Origin of the sequence: Micromonospora sp. NBC_01740, assembly GCF_035920365.1 — a bacterium.
Lineage (GTDB): Bacteria > Actinomycetota > Actinomycetes > Mycobacteriales > Micromonosporaceae > Micromonospora > Micromonospora reichwaldensis.
Genome location: NZ_CP109150.1, coordinates 641139 through 658821 on the forward strand (window position 1 = coordinate 641139; position 17683 = coordinate 658821).

At 70.2% G+C, this 17683-nt stretch carries 28 protein-coding genes; 1 reads left to right on the forward strand and 27 read right to left on the reverse strand.

Features of this window, described 5'->3' with window-relative positions:
• Window positions 1–33 precede the first annotated feature (33 nt).
• On the reverse strand, window positions 34–639 hold the full coding sequence (locus OG989_RS02845; RefSeq protein ID WP_327029597.1) for a class I SAM-dependent methyltransferase: 606 nt from the start codon (window positions 637–639) through the stop codon (window positions 34–36).
• A gap of 172 nt (window positions 640–811) precedes the next feature.
• Between OG989_RS02845 and OG989_RS02850 the strand changes: the two genes are divergently transcribed.
• Window positions 812–1978 carry a hypothetical protein gene (locus OG989_RS02850; protein ID WP_327029598.1) on the forward strand — a complete coding sequence of 389 codons (1167 nt, stop codon included), beginning with the start codon at window positions 812–814 and terminating at the stop codon, window positions 1976–1978.
• A 79-nt stretch (window positions 1979–2057) separates the two neighbouring features.
• On the opposite strand, the gene OG989_RS02855 is transcribed toward OG989_RS02850, so the two are convergent.
• The 26 genes from OG989_RS02855 to rplP form a co-directional block, all read right to left on the reverse strand.
• Complete coding sequence (locus tag OG989_RS02855; RefSeq protein WP_327029599.1) at window positions 2058–3110, reverse strand: P1 family peptidase; 1053 nt, start codon at window positions 3108–3110, stop codon at window positions 2058–2060.
• 62 nt (window positions 3111–3172) lie between these two features.
• Window positions 3173–4003, reverse strand: coding sequence for a tRNA pseudouridine(38-40) synthase TruA (gene truA, locus OG989_RS02860; RefSeq protein ID WP_151453336.1), 831 nt, complete (start codon window positions 4001–4003; stop codon window positions 3173–3175).
• Window positions 4004–4072: 69 nt separating this feature from the next.
• A complete protein-coding gene (gene rplQ, locus OG989_RS02865; protein WP_132230911.1) occupies window positions 4073–4633 on the reverse strand; it encodes a 50S ribosomal protein L17 in 561 nt (186 codons plus the stop codon).
• A gap of 34 nt (window positions 4634–4667) precedes the next feature.
• Window positions 4668–5690 (reverse strand): DNA-directed RNA polymerase subunit alpha, encoded by a 1023-nt coding sequence (locus OG989_RS02870; protein WP_013735931.1) that lies wholly within the window; start codon window positions 5688–5690, stop codon window positions 4668–4670.
• A 98-nt stretch (window positions 5691–5788) separates the two neighbouring features.
• The gene (gene rpsD, locus OG989_RS02875) at window positions 5789–6415 is read right to left on the reverse strand and encodes a 30S ribosomal protein S4 (protein ID WP_327029600.1); all 627 of its coding nucleotides are present in this window, start codon (window positions 6413–6415) and stop codon (window positions 5789–5791) included.
• 14 nt (window positions 6416–6429) lie between these two features.
• Entirely contained in the window at window positions 6430–6837 is a 408-nt protein-coding gene (rpsK, locus tag OG989_RS02880; RefSeq protein ID WP_020513613.1) for a 30S ribosomal protein S11, read from the reverse strand.
• 91 nt (window positions 6838–6928) lie between these two features.
• Window positions 6929–7309: a 30S ribosomal protein S13 gene (gene rpsM, locus OG989_RS02885; RefSeq protein ID WP_088998365.1), complete on the reverse strand. Its 381-nt coding sequence runs from the start codon at window positions 7307–7309 to the stop codon at window positions 6929–6931.
• A gap of 262 nt (window positions 7310–7571) precedes the next feature.
• A complete protein-coding gene (rpmJ, locus tag OG989_RS02890) occupies window positions 7572–7685 on the reverse strand; it encodes a 50S ribosomal protein L36 (RefSeq protein WP_012184307.1) in 114 nt (37 codons plus the stop codon).
• Window positions 7686–7778: 93 nt separating this feature from the next.
• Window positions 7779–8000, reverse strand: coding sequence for a translation initiation factor IF-1 (gene infA, locus OG989_RS02895; protein WP_007073013.1), 222 nt, complete (start codon window positions 7998–8000; stop codon window positions 7779–7781).
• Window positions 8001–8228: 228 nt separating this feature from the next.
• Window positions 8229–8852, reverse strand: a complete 624-nt coding sequence (locus OG989_RS02900) for a DUF1707 SHOCT-like domain-containing protein (protein WP_327029601.1) — start codon at window positions 8850–8852, stop codon at window positions 8229–8231.
• A 448-nt stretch (window positions 8853–9300) separates the two neighbouring features.
• Window positions 9301–10152, reverse strand: coding sequence for a type I methionyl aminopeptidase (map, locus tag OG989_RS02905; RefSeq protein WP_151453333.1), 852 nt, complete (start codon window positions 10150–10152; stop codon window positions 9301–9303).
• A 93-nt stretch (window positions 10153–10245) separates the two neighbouring features.
• Window positions 10246–10899, reverse strand: a complete 654-nt coding sequence (locus tag OG989_RS02910; RefSeq protein ID WP_151453332.1) for an adenylate kinase — start codon at window positions 10897–10899, stop codon at window positions 10246–10248.
• Window positions 10900–12228, reverse strand: a complete 1329-nt coding sequence (secY, locus tag OG989_RS02915) for a preprotein translocase subunit SecY (protein ID WP_132230908.1) — start codon at window positions 12226–12228, stop codon at window positions 10900–10902.
• Window positions 12229–12463: 235 nt separating this feature from the next.
• Window positions 12464–12907 (reverse strand): 50S ribosomal protein L15, encoded by a 444-nt coding sequence (rplO, locus tag OG989_RS02920; RefSeq protein WP_121399885.1) that lies wholly within the window; start codon window positions 12905–12907, stop codon window positions 12464–12466.
• Window positions 12907–13089, reverse strand: coding sequence for a 50S ribosomal protein L30 (rpmD, locus tag OG989_RS02925; protein WP_074314584.1), 183 nt, complete (start codon window positions 13087–13089; stop codon window positions 12907–12909). The genes rplO and rpmD overlap by 1 nt, the downstream gene beginning before the upstream one ends.
• On the reverse strand, window positions 13089–13703 hold the full coding sequence (gene rpsE / locus OG989_RS02930; protein WP_132230907.1) for a 30S ribosomal protein S5: 615 nt from the start codon (window positions 13701–13703) through the stop codon (window positions 13089–13091). Before rpsE ends, rpmD begins: the two co-directional genes overlap by 1 nt.
• Window positions 13704–13736: 33 nt before the next feature.
• On the reverse strand, window positions 13737–14126 hold the full coding sequence (gene rplR / locus OG989_RS02935; RefSeq protein ID WP_088998360.1) for a 50S ribosomal protein L18: 390 nt from the start codon (window positions 14124–14126) through the stop codon (window positions 13737–13739).
• Complete coding sequence (rplF, locus tag OG989_RS02940; RefSeq protein ID WP_132230906.1) at window positions 14123–14665, reverse strand: 50S ribosomal protein L6; 543 nt, start codon at window positions 14663–14665, stop codon at window positions 14123–14125. The genes rplR and rplF overlap by 4 nt, the downstream gene beginning before the upstream one ends.
• Window positions 14666–14681: 16 nt before the next feature.
• Window positions 14682–15089, reverse strand: a complete 408-nt coding sequence (gene rpsH / locus OG989_RS02945) for a 30S ribosomal protein S8 (RefSeq protein ID WP_073828943.1) — start codon at window positions 15087–15089, stop codon at window positions 14682–14684.
• A gap of 118 nt (window positions 15090–15207) precedes the next feature.
• Window positions 15208–15393, reverse strand: coding sequence for a type Z 30S ribosomal protein S14 (locus OG989_RS02950; RefSeq protein ID WP_007465272.1), 186 nt, complete (start codon window positions 15391–15393; stop codon window positions 15208–15210).
• A gap of 1 nt (window position 15394) precedes the next feature.
• Entirely contained in the window at window positions 15395–15964 is a 570-nt protein-coding gene (rplE, locus tag OG989_RS02955; RefSeq protein WP_132230905.1) for a 50S ribosomal protein L5, read from the reverse strand.
• Window positions 15964–16284, reverse strand: a complete 321-nt coding sequence (gene rplX / locus OG989_RS02960) for a 50S ribosomal protein L24 (protein WP_007465276.1) — start codon at window positions 16282–16284, stop codon at window positions 15964–15966. The genes rplE and rplX overlap by 1 nt, the downstream gene beginning before the upstream one ends.
• Window positions 16281–16649, reverse strand: coding sequence for a 50S ribosomal protein L14 (rplN, locus tag OG989_RS02965; protein WP_007465279.1), 369 nt, complete (start codon window positions 16647–16649; stop codon window positions 16281–16283). Before rplN ends, rplX begins: the two co-directional genes overlap by 4 nt.
• 97 nt (window positions 16650–16746) lie before the next feature.
• Window positions 16747–17025, reverse strand: coding sequence for a 30S ribosomal protein S17 (rpsQ, locus tag OG989_RS02970; protein WP_151453331.1), 279 nt, complete (start codon window positions 17023–17025; stop codon window positions 16747–16749).
• The gene (rpmC, locus tag OG989_RS02975) at window positions 17022–17258 is read right to left on the reverse strand and encodes a 50S ribosomal protein L29 (protein ID WP_007073028.1); all 237 of its coding nucleotides are present in this window, start codon (window positions 17256–17258) and stop codon (window positions 17022–17024) included. Before rpmC ends, rpsQ begins: the two co-directional genes overlap by 4 nt.
• The gene (rplP, locus tag OG989_RS02980) at window positions 17258–17683 is read right to left on the reverse strand and encodes a 50S ribosomal protein L16 (protein WP_007465292.1); all 426 of its coding nucleotides are present in this window, start codon (window positions 17681–17683) and stop codon (window positions 17258–17260) included. Before rplP ends, rpmC begins: the two co-directional genes overlap by 1 nt.

Genomic DNA, 17683 nt, shown 5'->3' on the forward strand with positions numbered 1-17683 from the left:
CCTGCCCGAGCACGGGCCGGGCGGCCCAATCAATTACCGGGTGACCCGCAGCACCCGGTAGCCCTTCTGGCTGGCGTGGCGCCCCACCTGCCAGCCCTGCTCGACCAGCCAGCGCTGCAACGAGTCCCCGCCGAGATAGCGGGCCACCACCAGCCAGGCGACGCCGTCCGGGGCGAGCCGGGGCAGCCAGCGCAGCAGGATGGCGTGCAGCTCGTCCTTGCCGACGTGGATCGGGGGGTTGGACCAGATCTCCGCGAAGGTCAGCTCGGCGGGTACGTCGTCCGGCGCGGCGACGCGTACCCGGTCGGCCGCGCCGACCCGGGCGGCGTTGGCCGCGGTGAGTTCCCGGGCCCGTTCGTTGACGTCGACGGCCCACACGGTCGCCGTGGGGGCGGAACTGGCGAGTACGCAGGTGATCGGGCCGAAGCCGCAGCCGAGGTCGAGCAGGGCGCCGGTGGACCCGGCGGACGGCAGGTCGGCCTTGCGCAGCAGCACCGCCGTGCCGGGGTCGAGGCGGGCGGCGGAGAAGACGCCGGCGGAGGAGGCCAGGGTGTAGTCGCGGCCGGCGACGGAGAACTCGACCTCGCGCGGGTTGGCGGCGGTCGTGGGTTCAGCGGTGAAGTAGTGTTCGCCGGTCACGTCGACAATTCTCGCACCGCCGCCGGCCACGCCAGCGCGGACCCGGCAGGCGGGCGCGACCCTGCTCGACACAGGCCCCGCGGCGCGGATCCCCAACACGAGCCGAAACGACTCCGCCCACAATTTCCTATTATTCGCACCTAAAGGGACAATGCCTCCTACTCTGGGCGGCATGGTGTATCGGTACGAGTCCGATGAGGACGCATTCATGGAGTACCCGGAGCCCGGGTCCGACGGGCCGGTGCTCGGTGCCGGTCCGCCTCCCCCGGCCGGCCCCTCCCCGTCCCGCTTCCCGACGCCGTCGCTGCCCCGTGCCAACCGGATCGCGCTGCCCTCCGCCACGCCGGAATCGGTCCGCGCCGCGGCGCAGGTATCGCCGCCGCCCGCCGCCGCGCCAGAGCCGGTCCGGGCCGCGGCGCAGGTGTCGCCACCGCCGTCCGCCCACGTGCGGACGCCCGCCGAGGGGCAGTCGCCGGCCCGGCCGCCCGCGCCGGTCGAGCCCTCTCCGCAGGTCGAGCCGGCCGCGCCGGTCGAGCCGCCGCCCTCAGCCGGGCGGTCGCAGCGGGGTGGCGGTGGCAGGTTGTGGCAGGTCGTGGTCGGCGGCGCGGCCGTCCTCGCGCTGCTGGCGCTCTGCGGCCTCGGTGCCGCCGCCCTGCTGGCCGAGCGCAACGGGACGCCGCAGAACACGCCCACGTCCCGACCGGAGGCGGCCGAGTCCGCCGACGTCGGGGCGCAGCCGCTCGACTCGCGGGACACCGACCAGGCGCCGCTGACCGCCAAGGAACTCTTCCCCGGCAAGCAGCTCGTCGTCGCGGACGGGGAGCCCGCCTACAAGGTGTTGAAGAGCCAGTCCAGCGCCGCCTGCGCGGTGGCGGCCACCGGTGAGGTCGCCGACCTGCTGGTCCGCCTCGGCTGCACCCAGGTGGTCCGGGCCACGCTGCGGACGCCCGACGGCGGCCACCTCGTCACCACCGGCTTGTTCAACCTGACCGACCGGGCCAACGCCGAACGCGCCCGCGACCGGATCCGCCTGCTGCTCGACGAGCGCGAGGGCCGGTTCCGGGGCATGGCGGCCGACGAGGACAGCGCGGCGATCGCCACCGCGCCGGCCCGCGTCGGCTGGCAGGTGCGCGGCCACTACCTCGCGTACGCGGTGGTCACCCGCAGCGACGGCGAGACGATCGGGTCCGGCGACACGAAGGCCCGGGAGATCCTCTTCGACATGATCGAGCTGCACCTCAACCGGGGCGTGCTGGAGCGCCGGGCGGACGGCGGCACGGCCGGCCAGCCGACCGACGAGGGCGCGAGCGACACCGGCAGGCAGGACGGGGGCGACTGACCGGGCCGCAACGGCGAGCGCGCGCAACGGGTACGTGGGCCACGGCCGCGTACCCGTTCCGCGTCCCGCCCCCGGCCACCTACGTCCGGAGCTCGACCCGGTGTGCCCGCAACAGGTCGAGCATCCGGTCGTGCGGCACCGCGTGCTTGACCCGCCCCTTGACCCCGACGGTGGTGCGCGCCATGAACAGCGAGTTCAGCAGTGCCTCCTCCACGGCCTCCAGCACCGCCGCGAAGACCGGCTCCAGGTCGGACTCCGGCGCCGTCGGTGCCTGCGTGTCGGCGGTGGAGAACGCCAGGGCGTAGTCGCCGCTGCCGCCGGCGAAGTCCGAACCGACCCGCGCCATGGCGAAGACGGCCCGACGGGCCACCCGACCCAGTTGCCGCGCGTCGAGGCGGCCGTCCGTGGCGACCACGATGACGCAGGAGTTCCCCGGTTGCTCCGGCCGGCCCGGCAGCGACAGGCTCGGCACTCCCACCTGCTCGGGGCGGATCGGCACCCCGCACACCTGTAGCAGGCCGGAGAAGTTGGACTGCACCAGCACACCGACGGTGATGGAGCCACGGGAGGTCGTGGCGAGCCGCGAGGACGTGCCGATGCCGGCCTTGAAGCCGAGGGCCGCCGTGCCCGTACCGGCGCCGACGGCACCCTCCGCTGGCAGTCCGCCGCGGGCCTCCGCCAGCGCCGCGAGGACGTGCTGCTCCCGCACCGGCCGGGCCCGGATGTCGGACAGGAACCCGTCGTTGGTCTCCGCCACCACCGGGTTCAGCGACTCGGCCGTCTCCCGGCCCGGCTGCCCGAGCATGTACGTGACCAGCGCGTCCGCGGCCCGGAACGTCGACAGCGTCGCGGTCAGCACCACGGGCGTCTCGATCTCGCCCAGCTCGGCCACCTGGGTCGAGCCGACCATCTTGCCGTGCCCGTTGCCCACGAACAGCCCCGCCGGCAGCGACCGACGGTCGGTCAACTGGTCCGGGACGATCGCCGTCACCCCGCTGCGGATGCTGTCCCCCTCGACCAGCGTGGTGTGGCCCACCCGCACGCCGGGCACGTCGGTGACGGCGTTCAGCGGTCCCGTCGGCAGCGTCCCGACGACGATGCCGAGGTCCCGTCCACGGCGAGGTTCCTGCACGGCTTCCACTCCTTGACGCTCGACGATGCTCTGCCGGGTGCCGGGAGGCAGGCCCCGGGCGGTCAGCCCTCCACGGGTACGCGCAGCCGGCGGGTCGCCTCGGCGCGGTGGGCGTACTCGGCCGGATCCTCGGGGTAGCCGACGGCGACCAGGGTCAGCCCGTGCGCCGGCGCCACGGTCACCTCGCTGGAGCGTTCCCGGTGTACGAGCAGGCTGCCCGGCCACTCGACCGGCCGGCGCCCGTCGCCGGCGACCAGCATGGCGCCGACGAGGCTGCGCACCATCGCCTGGCAGAACGCGTCGGCCTGCACGGTGGCCACGAGGATCCCGTCCGGGTCCCGTCGCCAGTCCAGCCGGGTCACCTCGCGCAGCGTGGTGGCGTTCTCCTTGCGCCGGCAGTACGCGGCGAAGTCGTGCTCCCCCACCAGCCCGGCGGCGGCGGCGTTCAGCGCGGCCAGGTCGAGCGGCTTCGGCCAGGCCAGGATCTCGTGCCGGCGCAGCGGCTCGGCGCCCCACGGCGCGTCGGTCACGCGGTACTCGTAGCGGCGGAAGGTGGCCGAGAACCGGGCGTCGAAGTCGGCGGGCACCTCGGCCATCGCGCGTACCCGGACGTCGGTGGGGAGCAGCCGGGCCAGTCGGCGCAGCAGCCGTCCGTCGTGCTCCCGCCACACGGCGGCCGGCAGGTCGAGGTGGCAGACCTGCCCGGTGGCGTGCACCCCGGCGTCGGTGCGGCCCGCCACGGTCAGGCCGGTCGCCGTACCCGCGCCGAGGACCAGGTCGAGGGTCTCCACGAGCACCCCGGCGACCGTGCGCCGGGTGGGCTGGGCGGCCCAGCCGGAGAAGCCCGACCCGTCGTACGCGACGTCCAGCCGCAGCCGGGTGCGCTCGTCCACTCGTACCTCCGCCTCACGGGGTCGGGCCCGGCACCCCACGAGGGGTGCCGGGCCCGACGGTGGCCTGGATCAGGCCTTGTCGTTCTCGCCGGCCTCGTCGCTGTCCTCGCGGGCGGCGGCGGTGTCGCCGGACGCCGACACGGGCGCCTCGGCGTCCTGGTCGCCCGAGTTCGACTTCGGGGCCTCCTCGGCCGGGGCGAGCGCCTCGACCTTGTCCTGCTGCGCGGCCTTGCGGGCGGCGGTCTTCTTGTTCGCCTTCGGCTCGGCGACCTGAAGCTCCTCGACCAGCTCGATGATCGCCATCGGCGCGTTGTCACCCTTGCGCGGACCGGTCTTCACGATCCGGGTGTAGCCACCGTTGCGGGTGGCGAACCGGGGGGCGATCTGGTCGAACAGGGCGTAGACCACGTCCTTGTCCTTGACGACGCCCAGCACCCGCCGGCGGGACGCCAGGTCGCCGCGCTTGGCCTTGGTGATGAGCTGCTCGGCCAGCGGACGCAGCCGCCGGGCCTTCGTCTCGGTGGTCTTGATCTTGCCGTGCTGGAACAGCGCAGTGGCCAGGTTGGCCAGCATCAGCCGCTCGTGCGCGGGGCTGCCGCCGAGGCGGGGGCCCTTGGTGGGCGTGGGCATGCTTGGTGCTCCTCAGGTGTGGCGGCAGCGCGGACTAGAGCTGCTCGGTCTCGCGATAGTCGTCGGTGTCGTAGTCGGCCTCGCCGAAGGCGTCCACGACGTGCGCCGGGTCGAAGTTCGGGGCCGAGTCCTTCAGCCCCAGACCCATCCCGGCGAGCTTCATCTTGACCTCGTCGATCGACTTCTGACCGAAGTTGCGGATGTCGAGGAGGTCGGCCTCGGTACGCCCGATGAGCTCACCAACGGAGTTGATGCCCTCGCGCTTGAGGCAGTTGTAGGAGCGGACGGTCAGGTCCAGCTCCTCGATCGGCAGCGCCAGGTCGGCCGCGAGCTGGGCGTCCTGCGGGGACGGCCCGATGTCGATGCCCTCGGCGGTCTCGTCCAGCTCCCGGGCCAGACCGAACAGCTCCACCAGCGTCGAGCCGGCGGAGGCCAGCGCGGTACGCGGGCCCATCGACGGCTTGGTCTCGACGTCGATGATCAGCCGGTCGAAGTCGGTCCGCTGCTCGACACGGGTCGCCTCGACGCGGTACGTCACCTTCAGCACCGGCGAGTAGATCGAGTCGACCGGGATCCGGCCGATCTCGGCGCCGGCCTGCTTGTTCTGCGCCGCCGTGACGTAGCCGCGACCCCGCTCGACGGTCAGCTCCATGTCGAGCCGGCCCTTGCCGTTGAGGGTGGCGAGCTTCAGGTCCGGGTTGTGCACCGAGACGCCGGCCGGCGGCTGGATGTCGCCCGCCGTCACGTCGCCCGGGCCCTGCTTGCGCAGGTACATGCTGACCGGCTCGTCGTGCTCGGAGCTGACGCAGAGCTCCTTGATGTTCATGACGAGCTCGACCACGTCCTCCTTGACACCGGGGATCGTGGTGAACTCGTGCAGCACGCCGTCGATCTTGATCGAGGTGACCGCCGCACCCGGGATCGACGACAGCAGCGTGCGCCGCAGCGAGTTGCCCAGGGTGTACCCGAAGCCCGGCTCCAGCGGCTCGATGGTGAACCGGGACCGGGTCTCGTTGATCGACTCCTCGGAGAGAGTCGGTCGCTGGCTGATGAGCATGTCTTCTCTTCTCTTCCGGGGCGCCCGCCATATGACGCCCACGACAAAGTGTTCCGGTGGCCCGCCCCGGAAGGGCGGGCCACCGCAACGAGCTCCGACTACTTGGAGTAGAGCTCGACGATCAGCTGCTCCTGGACCTGCGTGTCGATGACCTGGCGGGCCGGGAGCGAGTGCACGAGCACCTTCATCTGGCTGGGGATAGCCTCCAGCCACGCCGGAACCGACTTCGAGCCGGCCTGAGCCTGCGCGACGATGAACGGGGTGAGCTCCTTGCTCTTGCCCCGGACCTCGATGATGTCGTGCTCCTTGACGCGGAACGACGGGATGTCGACCTTCTTGCCGTTCACGGTGAAGTGACCGTGCTTGACGAGCTGGCGGGCCATGTCCCGGGACTGGGCGTAGCCAGCCCGGTAGACCACGTTGTCCAGCCGCGACTCGAGGATCTGCAGGAGAACCTCACCGGTCTTGGCCTTCTTGCCCACGGCCTCTTCGTAGTAGCCGCGGAACTGCTTCTCCAGCACGCCGTACACGCGGCGGGCCTTCTGCTTCTCACGGAGCTGGAGCAGGTACTCCGTCTCCTTCGTGCGGCCGCGGCCGTGCTGCCCGGGCGGGAACGGCCGGGACTCGAACGGGCACTTCGGACCATCGCACTTGCTGCCCTTGAGGAACAGCTTCATCTTCTCCCGCCGGCAACGGCGGCAGTCAGCACCGGTGTAACGAGCCATCTCTCTCTAACCTCTCAGACCCGGCGACGCTTCGGCGGACGGCACCCGTTGTGCGGCTGCGGCGTGACGTCGGCGATCTGCCCGACCTCGAGCCCGGCTGCCTGCAGCGAACGGATGGCGGTCTCCCGGCCGGAGCCGGGTCCCTTGACGAACACGTCGACCTTGCGCATGCCGTGCTCCATCGCCCGACGCGCGGCGGCCTCGGCGGCCAGCTGCGCGGCGAACGGGGTCGACTTGCGGGAGCCCTTGAAGCCCACCTGGCCCGAGGAGGCCCAGGAGATGACCGCACCGGTCGGGTCGGTGATCGACACGATGGTGTTGTTGAAGGTGCTCTTGATGTGCGCCTGCCCGTGGGCGACGTTCTTGCGTTCCTTGCGCCGGACCTTCTTGACAGCGGCTCCGGCACGAGCCTTCGGTGGCATAAGTCTGTGCGCTCCTAGTTGACTTTCCGGAACGGACCGCGAGATCCGGGCCTGCCTCGATCCGACATAGACCCGGATTCCGGTTTACGTCCTACTTCTTGCCGGGCTTCTTCTTGCCGGCCACGGTCCGCTTCGGGCCCTTGCGGGTCCGCGCGTTGGTCTTGGTCCGCTGGCCACGCACGGGCAGGCCCCGGCGGTGCCGGATACCCGCGTAGCAGCCGATCTCGACCTTGCGGCGGATGTCAGCGGCGACCTCGCGGCGCAGGTCGCCTTCAACCTTGTAGTTGCCCTCGATGTGGTTACGGAGCTGGACCAGCTCCTCGTCCGTGAGGTCCCGGACGCGCTTGTCCGGCGAGATGCCGGTGGCAGAGAGCGTCTCCAGGGCCCGGGTGCGACCCACGCCGAAGATGTAGGTGAGCGCGATCTCCATCCGCTTCTCGCGGGGGAGGTCGACGCCGACTAGACGTGCCATGTGCGGGCGTACTCCTCGTGATGTTCTGGCGGAGGTGTGGACCCGTCCCACCCCGCTACCGACCGTTCCGCCACCGGCGTCGTGCGCCGGCGACCAGGTCGGTCGCTGCCCGAGCGGGCCCCGGCCTCCGACCGGGGGTCAACCACGATGAGGTACGCGACGCGCACCGCCCGCGGCTGGGACGAGCATGTGATTCGGTGTCTGGATCTGCGGCCCGGACCGATTTCGACCGACCGTTGTCACACGACCGGCCGGAACTGGTTCAGCCCTGGCGCTGCTTGTGGCGCGGGTCGGTGCAGATGACCATGACCCGGCCGTGCCGGCGAATGACCCGGCACTTGTTGCAGATCCTCTTGACGCTCGGCTTGACCTTCACGGTTGCCTTACTTCCCATCTGGCCCGACGACGCGCCGAGGCGCGACACCGGACGTCGAAGACGGACACGGGGACGTCCCGGCCGCCGTCAGGCTTACTTGTAGCGGTAGACGATGCGCCCGCGGGTCAGGTCGTACGGCGAGAGTTCGACGACGACCCGGTCCTCCGGCAGGATGCGGATGTAGTGCTGCCGCATCTTGCCGCTGATGTGAGCCAGCACCTTGTGGCCGTTCGCGAGCTCCACCCGGAACATGGCGTTCGGCAGGGGCTCGATGACCCGACCCTCGATCTCGATGGCTCCGTCTTTTTTCGGCATGTCCTCCGCTGTCCTGACGTCGGTTACTCCGGACGGCCCACAACGTCTTACACGGGCCACCGATCAAGATCAGCTTGCCCGCGCCAGCCGCGGCTCCGACTCCCACCGAAGCGCAGGGTGGGCATGCCGGAGTGGACGCTGTGCGCCGATCAGAAAGTGTACGCCCGCCTGCGGGCCGTCGCCAAACCGGCCGGGAATCGGTGCGTCGAACCGGACGGAACGGGCCATTCACACCTCGGCGTCGGCCCCGCCGGGCCGGCCCTCCCGCTGGGCCGCCGGCAGCTCCCCCACCGGGCTCCGGTGCCCCTCCTCGGCGGCAGCCAGCTCGCGCTTGCGCGCCCGCTTGGCCCGGCGGCGCTCGCGCCGTCGCTCCCGCTGCTCAGCCTCCCGCCGCGGCTCCCCGCTGACGAGGCCGGCGACCGTGCGCACCACGAGCACCCCTCCCCACGGCCCGGCCACCCAGACGGGCCAGAAGTAGAGCAGGTCCGTGGAGAGCGCGGACGTCACCGCCCAGACGGTCACCGTGATCGCGACCACCCGCAGGTACGGCAGCCAGACCTCGGCCAGCCACCGGGCCGTCACGGACGAGGTCGCCGACGACCGGACACCCTCCGCCGGCGACGGGACGGTCTCCGGCCGCGTGGCGAGCTCCGACGCCGCCGGGGACGCCGGCGCCGGCAGGTCGATCACCAGCGCGTCCAGCTCGCCGTAGGTGCGCGCGGCGTACGCCCGCTGCAACCGCTCGTCGTACTCGTGCAGGTCCAGCCGGCCCTCGTCGACGGCCACCCGCAGCCGCTCCGCCACCGCCTGGCGGTCGGCGTCAGCGGCCCGCATCCCGTCGCGTCCCTCCATGCCCGCAAGCATGCCACCGCTCCACCAGCCACTGCCCCTCCCGCCGCTGCGCGTCCGGGACCCGGTCGGGCGCCCCGGCCGGCGGTCGGGGCGGCGGCGCGTCGGAGCCCCGACTCGTGCCGGTCCGGCATCGTGCAGCCGGGCCCCGCGACTCCGGCCCTCGGTGCGGTCACCCTCCGGTCCCTGTGGGGCGGTCGCCGTCCGGGCCCTCGGGTCGAGTCGCCGTCGAGGCCCTCGGTGCGGTCGCCCTCAAGCCCTCGGTCCGCATCGTCGTCCAGGCCCTCGGTGCGGTCACCATCCGGGCCCTGGGGCGGTCGCCGTCGAGGCTCTCGATGCGGTCGCCGTCCAGGCCCTTGAGGCACGTCGCCCTCCGGCCCCTTGGGCGGCTGGTGCGTGCCTCAGAGGGCGGGAGGACGGGATGCGGCGCCCGGCGGAGCGCTGCTGGGGCTCAGCGAGCCGGCGAGTCCGCGGGCTGCCGGGAGGTGACCAGCTCGCCCAGGCGGGCGCGCCCGCCGTCCGGCGCGGTCAGCACCCAGACGCCGTCCGGGAGCAGCGCCATCGTGTGCTCGACGTGCACCGCCATCGACCGGTCCCGGGTGATCACGGTCCAGCCGTCGGAGAGCTCGACCGTCCGGGGCGAGCCCATCGTGATCATCGGCTCGATGGCCAGCGCCATGCCCGGCACCAGACGCGGACCCTTGCCCGGCCGCCCGTGGTTGAGCACGTGCGGGTCCTGGTGCATCTCGGTGCCGATGCCGTGCCCGCCGTAGCCGTCGACGATGCCGTACCGCCCGCCCTTGCGGACCGCGTCCTCGACGGCGTGCGAGATGTCGGTGAGCCGGCCCTTGCCGCTGGCCGCGCCGCGGGCGGCTGCGGCGATGCCCGCCCACATGGCGTCCTCGGCCACCGCCGCCATCTTCAGCAGCGCCGGTTCGACCTCGCCCACCCCGACGGTGATGGCGGCGTCGCCGTGCCAGCCGTCGAGCACCGCACCGCAGTCGATGGAGATCATGTCCCCGTCGCGGAGCACCTGCCGTGCCGACGGGATGGCGTGCACGACCTGCTCGTTGACCGACGAGCAGATCGACGCGGGAAAGCCGTGGTAGCCCTTGAAGGAGGGGGCGGCACCGGCCTCGCGGATGGTCGACTCGGCGATGGCGTCCAGGTCGGCGGTGCTGACCCCTGGGGCAACCGCCTCCCGCATCCGACGCAGCGCCTCGGCGACCACCAGCCCGGCGGCCCGCATCTTCTCGATCTGGTCAGGGGTCTTCAGCTGGATGTCCAGCTGGGGACGACGCATGGAGCCGTTACCTTTCGTTGCAGATGCCGAAGAGCGGGGCACGTCAGGCGTACCCCGCTCTTCGCACTCTATCCGCCGGAACCCGGCGGGACGTCAGCCGCCGTACGAGCGCAGGGCGTCGATGGCGCGGACGGTGACGTCCTCCACCGGGCCGGTGGCGTCGATGCCCACCAGCTTGCCCTGGGCGCCGTAGTAGTCGACCAGCGGCGCGGTCTTGTCCGCGTACTCGCGCAGGCGGGTGGCGATGGTCTCCGGCTTGTCGTCGTCGCGCTGGAACAGCTCGGCGCCGCACCGGTCGCAGATGCCGTCACGCGAGGTGGCGTCGAACTCGACGTGCCAGATCTTGCCGCACCCCCGGCAGGTACGCCGACCGGAGAGCCGCCGGATCACCTCGTCGTCGTCGACGACCAGCTCCAGCACCAGGTCCAGCGCGGTGCCCAGGTCGGCGAGGAGCTTGTCCAGCGCGGCGGCCTGCGGCGTCGTGCGCGGGAAGCCGTCGAGCAGGAAGCCCTCGGAGGCGTCCGGCTCGGCGAGCCGGTCCCGCACCATGTTGATGGTGACCTCGTCGGGCACCAGCTCACCGGCGTCCATGTAGCGCTTCGCCTCGACGCCGAGCGGGGTGCCCTGCGAGACGTTCGACCGGAAGATGTCGCCGGTCGAGATCTTCGGGACCGAGAGGTGCGCGGCGATGAACTCGGCCTGCGTGCCCTTGCCCGCACCCGGCGGGCCAACCAGAACGAGTCTCATCTACCGCAGGAACCCTTCGTAGTTCCGCTGCATGAGTTGGCTCTCGATCTGCTTCGTGGTCTCCAGACCGACGCCGACCATGATCAGCACAGCGGTGCCGCCGAACGGGAAGTTCAGGTACTGCTGCTTGTCCAGCCAGATGAAGAAGAAGTTCGGCAGGATCGAGATGATGCCCAGGTAGAGGGCGCCCGGCAGCGTGATCCGACTGAGGATGAAGTCGAGGTAGTCGGCGGTCGGCTTGCCCGGGCGGATGCCCGGCACGAAGCCGCCGTACTTCTTCATGTTGTCCGCGACCTCGGTCGGGTTGAACGTGATCGAGACGTAGAAGTACGTGAAGAAGATGATCAGCAGGAAGTAGACCGCGATGTAGATCGGGCTGGTCGGGTCCACCAGGTTGTTCTGGATCCACGCCTGCGTCTTGCCCGGGTTGTTCTGGTCGAAGAACTGCAGCGCCAGCTGGGGCAGGTAGAGCAGCGAGGAGCCGAAGATGACCGGGATGACACCCGCCTGGTTGACCTTCAGCGGGATGTAGGTCGAGGTGCCGCCGTACATCCGCCGGCCGATCATGCGCTTGGCGTACTGCACCGGGATCCGGCGCTGCGCCTGCTCGATGAAGGTGACCGCGGTGATGACCACCAGGACCAGCGCGATGACGAGGAGGAACTTGCCCCAGCCACCGGTCTGCTTGATCTGCCAGCCCTCGCTGGGGAGCCGGGCGGCGATCGAGGTGAAGATCAGGACGGACATGCCGTTGCCGACGCCGCGGTCGGTGATCAGCTCACCGAGCCACATCACCACGCCGGTGCCGGCGGTCATCGTCATGACCAGGAGGCTGAGGGTCAGCCAGTCCGGGATCCCGGTCCCCTCGGGGATGATCGGGAACTGGTCGCACTGGTTGTTGAAGAGCTGCCCGGAGCGGGCCAGCGCCACGAACGCCGACGCCTGGAGGACACCCAGGCCCAGGGTCAGGTAGCGGGTGTACTGGGTGATCTTCGCCTGGCCGGACTGGCCCTCCTTGCGGAGCTGCTCCAGCCGGGGGATCACCACCGTCAGCAGCTGCAGGATGATCGACGCTGTGATGTAGGGCATGATGCCCAGCGCGAAGACCGAGAGCTGCAGCAGCGCGCCGCCGGAGAAGAGGTTGAGCAGGTTCATCACGCCCGTGGAGCCGTTCTCCATGGCGTCGATGCACTTCTGGACGTTGCCGTACGAGACACCCGGGCTGGGCAGCGTCGCCCCGAGCCGGTAGACCGCGATGATGCCTACTGTGAACAGCAGCTTCTTGCGCAGGTCAGGCGTACGGAACGCACTGAGAAAGGCGGACAGCAACTTCTTCCTCCTGCGCGAGGCGGGCCGCCGGTGATCCCTGGCGGGGCGGGTTGGGTGCCGGGCGAGTGCCCGATATCCATGGCTGGGAAGGGACTCTAACAGCCCGATCCCCGTCCGGGCAGATGTGCCCGGCTACATAAACCGAATCCGATGTTACCCGGCGCACACATGCCAGGCAGACCATGACGCCCGCCCAGTTTCGAGAACTGAGCGGGCGCCTTGGATCGTGCAGCCCTTACAGCTCGGTGACGGAGCCACCGGCGGCGGTGATCTTCTCCTTGGCCGACGCACTGAACGCGTGCGCCGACACCTGGAGAGCGACCCCGCCCAGGTCCCCGGTGCCGAGGACCTTGACCGGGTGGCCCTTGCGGACCGCGCCGGCCTCGACCAGCTCGAGCGGGCCGACCTGGCCGCCGTTCGGGAACAGCTCGGCGAGCCGGTCCAGGTTGACCACCTGGAAGACCACCTTGAACTTGTTCTTGAAGCCCTTCATCTTCGGCAGGCGCATGTGGATGGGCATCTGCCCACCCTCGAACGCCGCCGAGATGTTCTTGCGGGCCTTGGAACCCTTGGTACCGCGACCGGCGGTCTTGCCCTTGGAGCCCTCACCGCGACCCACACGGGTCTTCGCGGTCTTGGCACCGGGCGCCGGGCGCAGGTGGTGGACCTTGATCGTCATTACTCGACCTCCTCGACCTTCACGAGGTGGTTGACCGTGAAGATCATGCCGCGGATCTCCGGACGGTCCTCCTTGACCACCACGTCGTTGATCCGCTTGAGACCGAGCGAACGCAGCGAGTCACGCTGGTTCTGCTTGGTCCCGATCCCGGACCGGACCTGGGTGACCTTCAGGCGAGCCATCAGGAAGCCACCCCCGCCCGCGACGCCAGCATGGCGGCCGGCGCGACGTCCTCGACCGGCAGGCCACGACGGGCGGCGACGGCCTCGGGGGACTCGAGCCCCTTCAGCGCCGCCACGGTGGCGTGCACGATGTTGATCGGGTTCGACGAACCGAGGCTCTTGGAGAGCACGTCGTGGATACCCGCGCACTCCAGCACGGCACGCACCGGGCCACCGGCGATGACACCCGTACCGGCGGACGCCGGCTTGAGCAGCACCACACCGGCCGCGGCCTCACCCGTCACCGGGTGCGGGATCGACGCGGCGATCCGCGGCACCTTGAAGAAGTGCTTCTTGGCCTCCTCGACGCCCTTGGCGATCGCCGCGGGCACCTCCTTGGCCTTTCCGTAGCCCACACCGACGGTGCCGTCGCCGTCGCCCACGATCACCAGGGCGGTGAAGCTGAAGCGACGACCGCCCTTCACGACCTTGGCGACGCGGTTGATCGCGACGACCCGCTCGAGGTGCGGGGTCTTCTCGACGGGCGCGTTTCCGCGGCCGCCCTCACGGCGGTTGTCGCGGCGACCACCCTCGTTGCCACCGGACCCGCCGCCACGGCGCTGTTGACCTGGCATCAGCAGCCTTCCTTCTCTCTCGTGACGGGGTTTCTAGAACTCGAGCCCGGCTTCGCGGGCGGCGTCGGCAAGCGCGGCGACCCGCCCCGCGTACCGGTTGCCACCGCGGTCGAAGACGACCTTGGAGACGCCGGCGGCCTTGGCACGCTCGGCGAGCAGGGCGCCGACCTTGCCGGCCAGGGCGCTCTTGTCGCCCTCCGTGCCGCGCAGCGAGGCGTCCAGGGTCGAGGCCGACGCCAGGGTGTGACCCTTGGTGTCGTCCACGATCTGGGCCACGATGTGCCGCAGGGAGCGGGTGACCACGAGGCGGGGACGCTCGGCGGTGCCGCTGACGTTCTTGCGGACCCGGAAGTGCCGGCGCGCACGCCCGACGGCACGCTTGGCGGCGACGCCGCGGCGGCGCTTGAGCAGCGTGGCGCTCACTTCTTACCTGCCTTTCCAGCCTTGCGGCGGATGACCTCGCCCTGGTACTTCACGCCCTTGCCCTTGTAGGGCTCCGGCGGGCGGATCTTCCGGATGTTGGCGGCAACCTCACCGACGAGCTGCTTGTCGATGCCGGCCACGTGGAACAGCGTCGGCCTCTCCACCGTGAAGGTGATGCCGTCCGGCGCCGGCACGTGCACCGGGTGCGAGAACCCGAGCGCGAACTCCAGGTCCTTGCCCTTGGCGGTCACGCGGTAACCGGTGCCGGCGATCTCCAGGCTCTTGCGGTACCCCTCGGTGACGCCGACGATCATGTTGGCGACCAGGGTACGGCTGAGGCCGTGCAGTTCCTTGGCCTTGCGCTCGTCGTTCGGGCGGTTGACGTTCAGCTGCCCGTCCTCGGCCCGGTCGATCGTGATCGGCTCGGCCAGGGTGTGCGAGAGTTCGCCCTTCGGGCCCTTGACCTTGACGGTCTGCCCGTCGATCGTGATGTCGACGCCGGTCGGCACCGGGATCGACTTACGTCCAATACGCGACATTTCTACCTGTCTCCCGTTACCAGACGAAGGCGAGGACTTCCCCGCCAACGCTCCGCTTGCGGGCCTGCCGGTCGGTCAGCAGCCCCTGGGACGTCGAAATGATCGCCACGCCCAGCCCGCCGAGCACCCGCGGGAGCCCGTCCGACTTGGCGTAAACCCGCAGACCGGGCTTGGACACTCGCTTGATGCCGGCCAGGCTCCGCTCCCGGTTCTGGCCGTACTTCAGCTCGACGACCAGTCGCTTGCCGACGGCGCCCTCCTCGGGCTCCTCGACCGACCAGGTGGCGATGTAGCCCTCGGCCTTGAGGACCTCGGCGATGTTCGCCTTGATCTTCGAGTAGGGCATCGTCACCTGGTCGTGGTACGCCTGGTTGGCGTTACGCAGACGCGTGAGCATGTCTGCGATCGGGTCGGTCATCGTCATGGATTTCGTCAGCCTTTCTCGCCGGGGTTCCCGAGGCGACACGCCCCGGGCCTACGGCGAAGAGCAATACGTGATCGGTGCAAGGGGTCCCGGCCCGAAGGCCGGGACGCGGTCGCCCTTACCAGGAAGCCTTGGACACGCCCGGCAGCTCACCGCGGTGGGCCATCTCCCGGATGCAGACCCGGCAGAGACCGAACTTGCGGTAGACCGCCTTGGGGCGCCCGCACCGCTGGCAGCGGGTGTACGCGCGAACCGAGAACTTCGGCTTCGCGGCCGCCTTGATGATCAGCGCCTTCTTGGCCATCTCAGTTCTCCTTGAACGGGAAGCCCAGGAGCTTGAGCAGCGCCCGGCCCTCGTCGTCGGTCGTGGCGGTCGTGACCACCGTGATGTCCATGCCCCGCTGCCGATCGATCTTGTCCTGGTCGATCTCGTGGAACACCGACTGCTCGGTCAGACCGAACGTGTAGTTGCCGTGCCCGTCGAGCTTGCGCCCGTCCAGACCGCGGAAGTCGCGGATACGCGGCAGCGCGATCGACAGCAGCCGGTCCAGGAACTCCCACATCCGGTCGCCGCGGAGGGTCACCTTCGCGCCGATCGGCATGCCCTCGCGGAGCTTGAACTGCGCGATGGACTTGGTCGCCCGCCGCACCTGCGGCTTCTGGCCGGTGATGGTGGCCAGGTCCCGGACGGCGCCGTCGATCAGCTTGGCGTCCCGGGCGGCCTCGCCGACACCCATGTTGACGACGATCTTGACGAGCCGCGGCACCTGCATCGGGTTGCCGAACTGGTGCTGCTCCTGCAGCTGCGCCACGATCTCGTTGCGGTACCGCTCCTTGAGGCGCGGCATGGTCTTGGTTTCGGTAGCCGTGGTCATCACAGGTCCTTACCGGTGCTACGCGCGATGCGGACCTTCTGGCCGTTGTCGTCGATCCGGTAACCGACGCGGGTCGGCTTGCCGTCGGAGTCCAGGACCTGCACGTTCGAGACGTGGATCGGGGCCTCCTGGGTGACGATGCCACCGGTCTTGGCGCCACGCTGGGTGGTGCTGATGCGGGTGTGCTTCTTGACCCGGTTCACGCCCTCGACCAGGACCTTGTCCTGCCGCGGGTAGGCCGCGATGACCTTACCCTTGGCACCCTTGTCCTTGCCGGCGATGACGACGACCGTGTCGCCCTTCTTGACCTTCACGGTCACAACACCTCCGGCGCGAGAGAGATGATCTTCATGAACCGCTTGTCCCGCAGCTCCCGGCCCACCGGGCCGAAGATGCGGGTACCGCGCGGGTCCCCGCCGTCCTTGATGATGACGGCGGCGTTCTCGTCGAAGCGGATGTACGAACCGTCCGGCCGCCGCCTCTCCTTGGCGGTGCGAACGACGACGGCCTTGACGACGTCGCCCTTCTTCACACCGGCACCCGGGATCGCGTCCTTGACGGTGGCCACGATGACGTCGCCGATACTCGCGTAGCGCCGACCGGAGCCACCGAGAACCCGGATGCACAGGATCTCCCGGGCACCCGTGTTGTCGGCGACGCGCAGTCGCGACTCCTGCTGAATCACGTCTATCTCCTATGTCTGCCGGTTCTCCGGCCGCGCATGGCGGCCGGAGCCTGGCGGAACCCGCGCCCGACTGACGCCGGGCGAGCTCGAGCCTTCGCTACTTGGCCTTTTCCAGGATCTCCACGATCCGCCACCGCTTCGTGGCGGACAGCGGCCGGGTCTCCATGATCATGACCCGGTCGCCGATGCCGGCGGTGTTCTGCTCGTCGTGCACCTTCAACTTGCGCGTACGGCGCATGATCTTGCCGTACAGCGCGTGCTTGACCCGGTCCTCGACCTCGACGACGACGGTCTTTTCCATCTTGTCGCTGACCACGAGGCCCTCACGCACCTTGCGGCGGGCCCGCGCGGCGGCGGTGGTGGTGTTCTCGCTCATGATGCAGTCACCTCAGTCGGCGCGGCCGAGAGACCCAGCTCGCGCTCACGCATGATCGTGTAGATCCGGGCGATCTCCCGACGGATGACCTGCAACCGCCGGTTGTTGTCCAGCTGGCCGGTCGCGGCCTGCACGCGGAGGTTGAACAGCTCCGCCTTGGCCTCGCGCAGCTTCGTGACCAGCTCCTCCTCGGAGAGCTCACGCAGCTCGGAGGCCTTAACGCCCGCTGCCATCAGGATTCACCCACTTCGCGCGTAACAATGCGGCACTTCATCGGGAGCTTGTGGATCGCGCGACGCATCGCCTCTCGCGCGATCTGCTCGTTGGGGAAGGACATCTCGAAGAGAACCCGCCCCGGCTTGACGTTGGCGACCCACCACTCGGGCGAGCCCTTACCGGAACCCATCCGGGTCTCCGCCGGCTTCTTGGTGAGAGCCTGGTCCGGGAAGATCGTGATCCAGACCTTGCCACCACGCTTGATGTGGCGGGTCATCGCGATACGCGCCGACTCGATCTGGCGGTTCGTCACGTACGCCGGCTCGAGAGCCTGGATCCCGAACTCGCCGAACACCACCCGGTTACCACCCTTGGACGCGCCACTGCGGTCCGGGTGGTGCGGCTTGCGGAAGCCCTTCGGGGGCTTGCGCGGCATCAGCAT

Coding starts and splice junctions, on each gene's coding strand:
- OG989_RS02850 (WP_327029598.1), top strand. CDS start 812: ATGGTGTATCGGTACGAGTCCGATGAGGACGCATTCATGGAGTACCCG.
- rplQ (WP_132230911.1), bottom strand. CDS start 4,633: ATGCCCACGCCCACCAAGGGCCCCCGCCTCGGCGGCAGCCCCGCGCAC.
- OG989_RS02870 (WP_013735931.1), bottom strand. CDS start 5,690: ATGCTCATCAGCCAGCGACCGACTCTCTCCGAGGAGTCGATCAACGAG.
- rpsD (WP_327029600.1), bottom strand. CDS start 6,415: ATGGCTCGTTACACCGGTGCTGACTGCCGCCGTTGCCGGCGGGAGAAG.
- rpsK (WP_020513613.1), bottom strand. CDS start 6,837: ATGCCACCGAAGGCTCGTGCCGGAGCCGCTGTCAAGAAGGTCCGGCGC.
- rpsM (WP_088998365.1), bottom strand. CDS start 7,309: ATGGCACGTCTAGTCGGCGTCGACCTCCCCCGCGAGAAGCGGATGGAG.
- infA (WP_007073013.1), bottom strand. CDS start 8,000: ATGCCGAAAAAAGACGGAGCCATCGAGATCGAGGGTCGGGTCATCGAG.
- OG989_RS02900 (WP_327029601.1), bottom strand. CDS start 8,852: ATGGAGGGACGCGACGGGATGCGGGCCGCTGACGCCGACCGCCAGGCG.
- map (WP_151453333.1), bottom strand. CDS start 10,152: ATGCGTCGTCCCCAGCTGGACATCCAGCTGAAGACCCCTGACCAGATC.
- OG989_RS02910 (WP_151453332.1), bottom strand. CDS start 10,899: ATGAGACTCGTTCTGGTTGGCCCGCCGGGTGCGGGCAAGGGCACGCAG.
- rplO (WP_121399885.1), bottom strand. CDS start 12,907: ATGACGATCAAGGTCCACCACCTGCGCCCGGCGCCCGGTGCCAAGACC.
- rpmD (WP_074314584.1), bottom strand. CDS start 13,089: ATGGCTCGCCTGAAGGTCACCCAGGTCCGGTCCGGGATCGGGACCAAG.
- rpsE (WP_132230907.1), bottom strand. CDS start 13,703: ATGCCAGGTCAACAGCGCCGTGGCGGCGGGTCCGGTGGCAACGAGGGT.
- rplF (WP_132230906.1), bottom strand. CDS start 14,665: ATGTCGCGTATTGGACGTAAGTCGATCCCGGTGCCGACCGGCGTCGAC.
- rpsH (WP_073828943.1), bottom strand. CDS start 15,089: ATGACGATGACCGACCCGATCGCAGACATGCTCACGCGTCTGCGTAAC.
- OG989_RS02950 (WP_007465272.1), bottom strand. CDS start 15,393: ATGGCCAAGAAGGCGCTGATCATCAAGGCGGCCGCGAAGCCGAAGTTC.
- rplE (WP_132230905.1), bottom strand. CDS start 15,964: ATGACCACGGCTACCGAAACCAAGACCATGCCGCGCCTCAAGGAGCGG.
- rpsQ (WP_151453331.1), bottom strand. CDS start 17,025: ATGAGCGAGAACACCACCACCGCCGCCGCGCGGGCCCGCCGCAAGGTG.
- rpmC (WP_007073028.1), bottom strand. CDS start 17,258: ATGGCAGCGGGCGTTAAGGCCTCCGAGCTGCGTGAGCTCTCCGAGGAG.
- rplP (WP_007465292.1), bottom strand. CDS start 17,683: ATGCTGATGCCGCGCAAGCCCCCGAAGGGCTTCCGCAAGCCGCACCAC.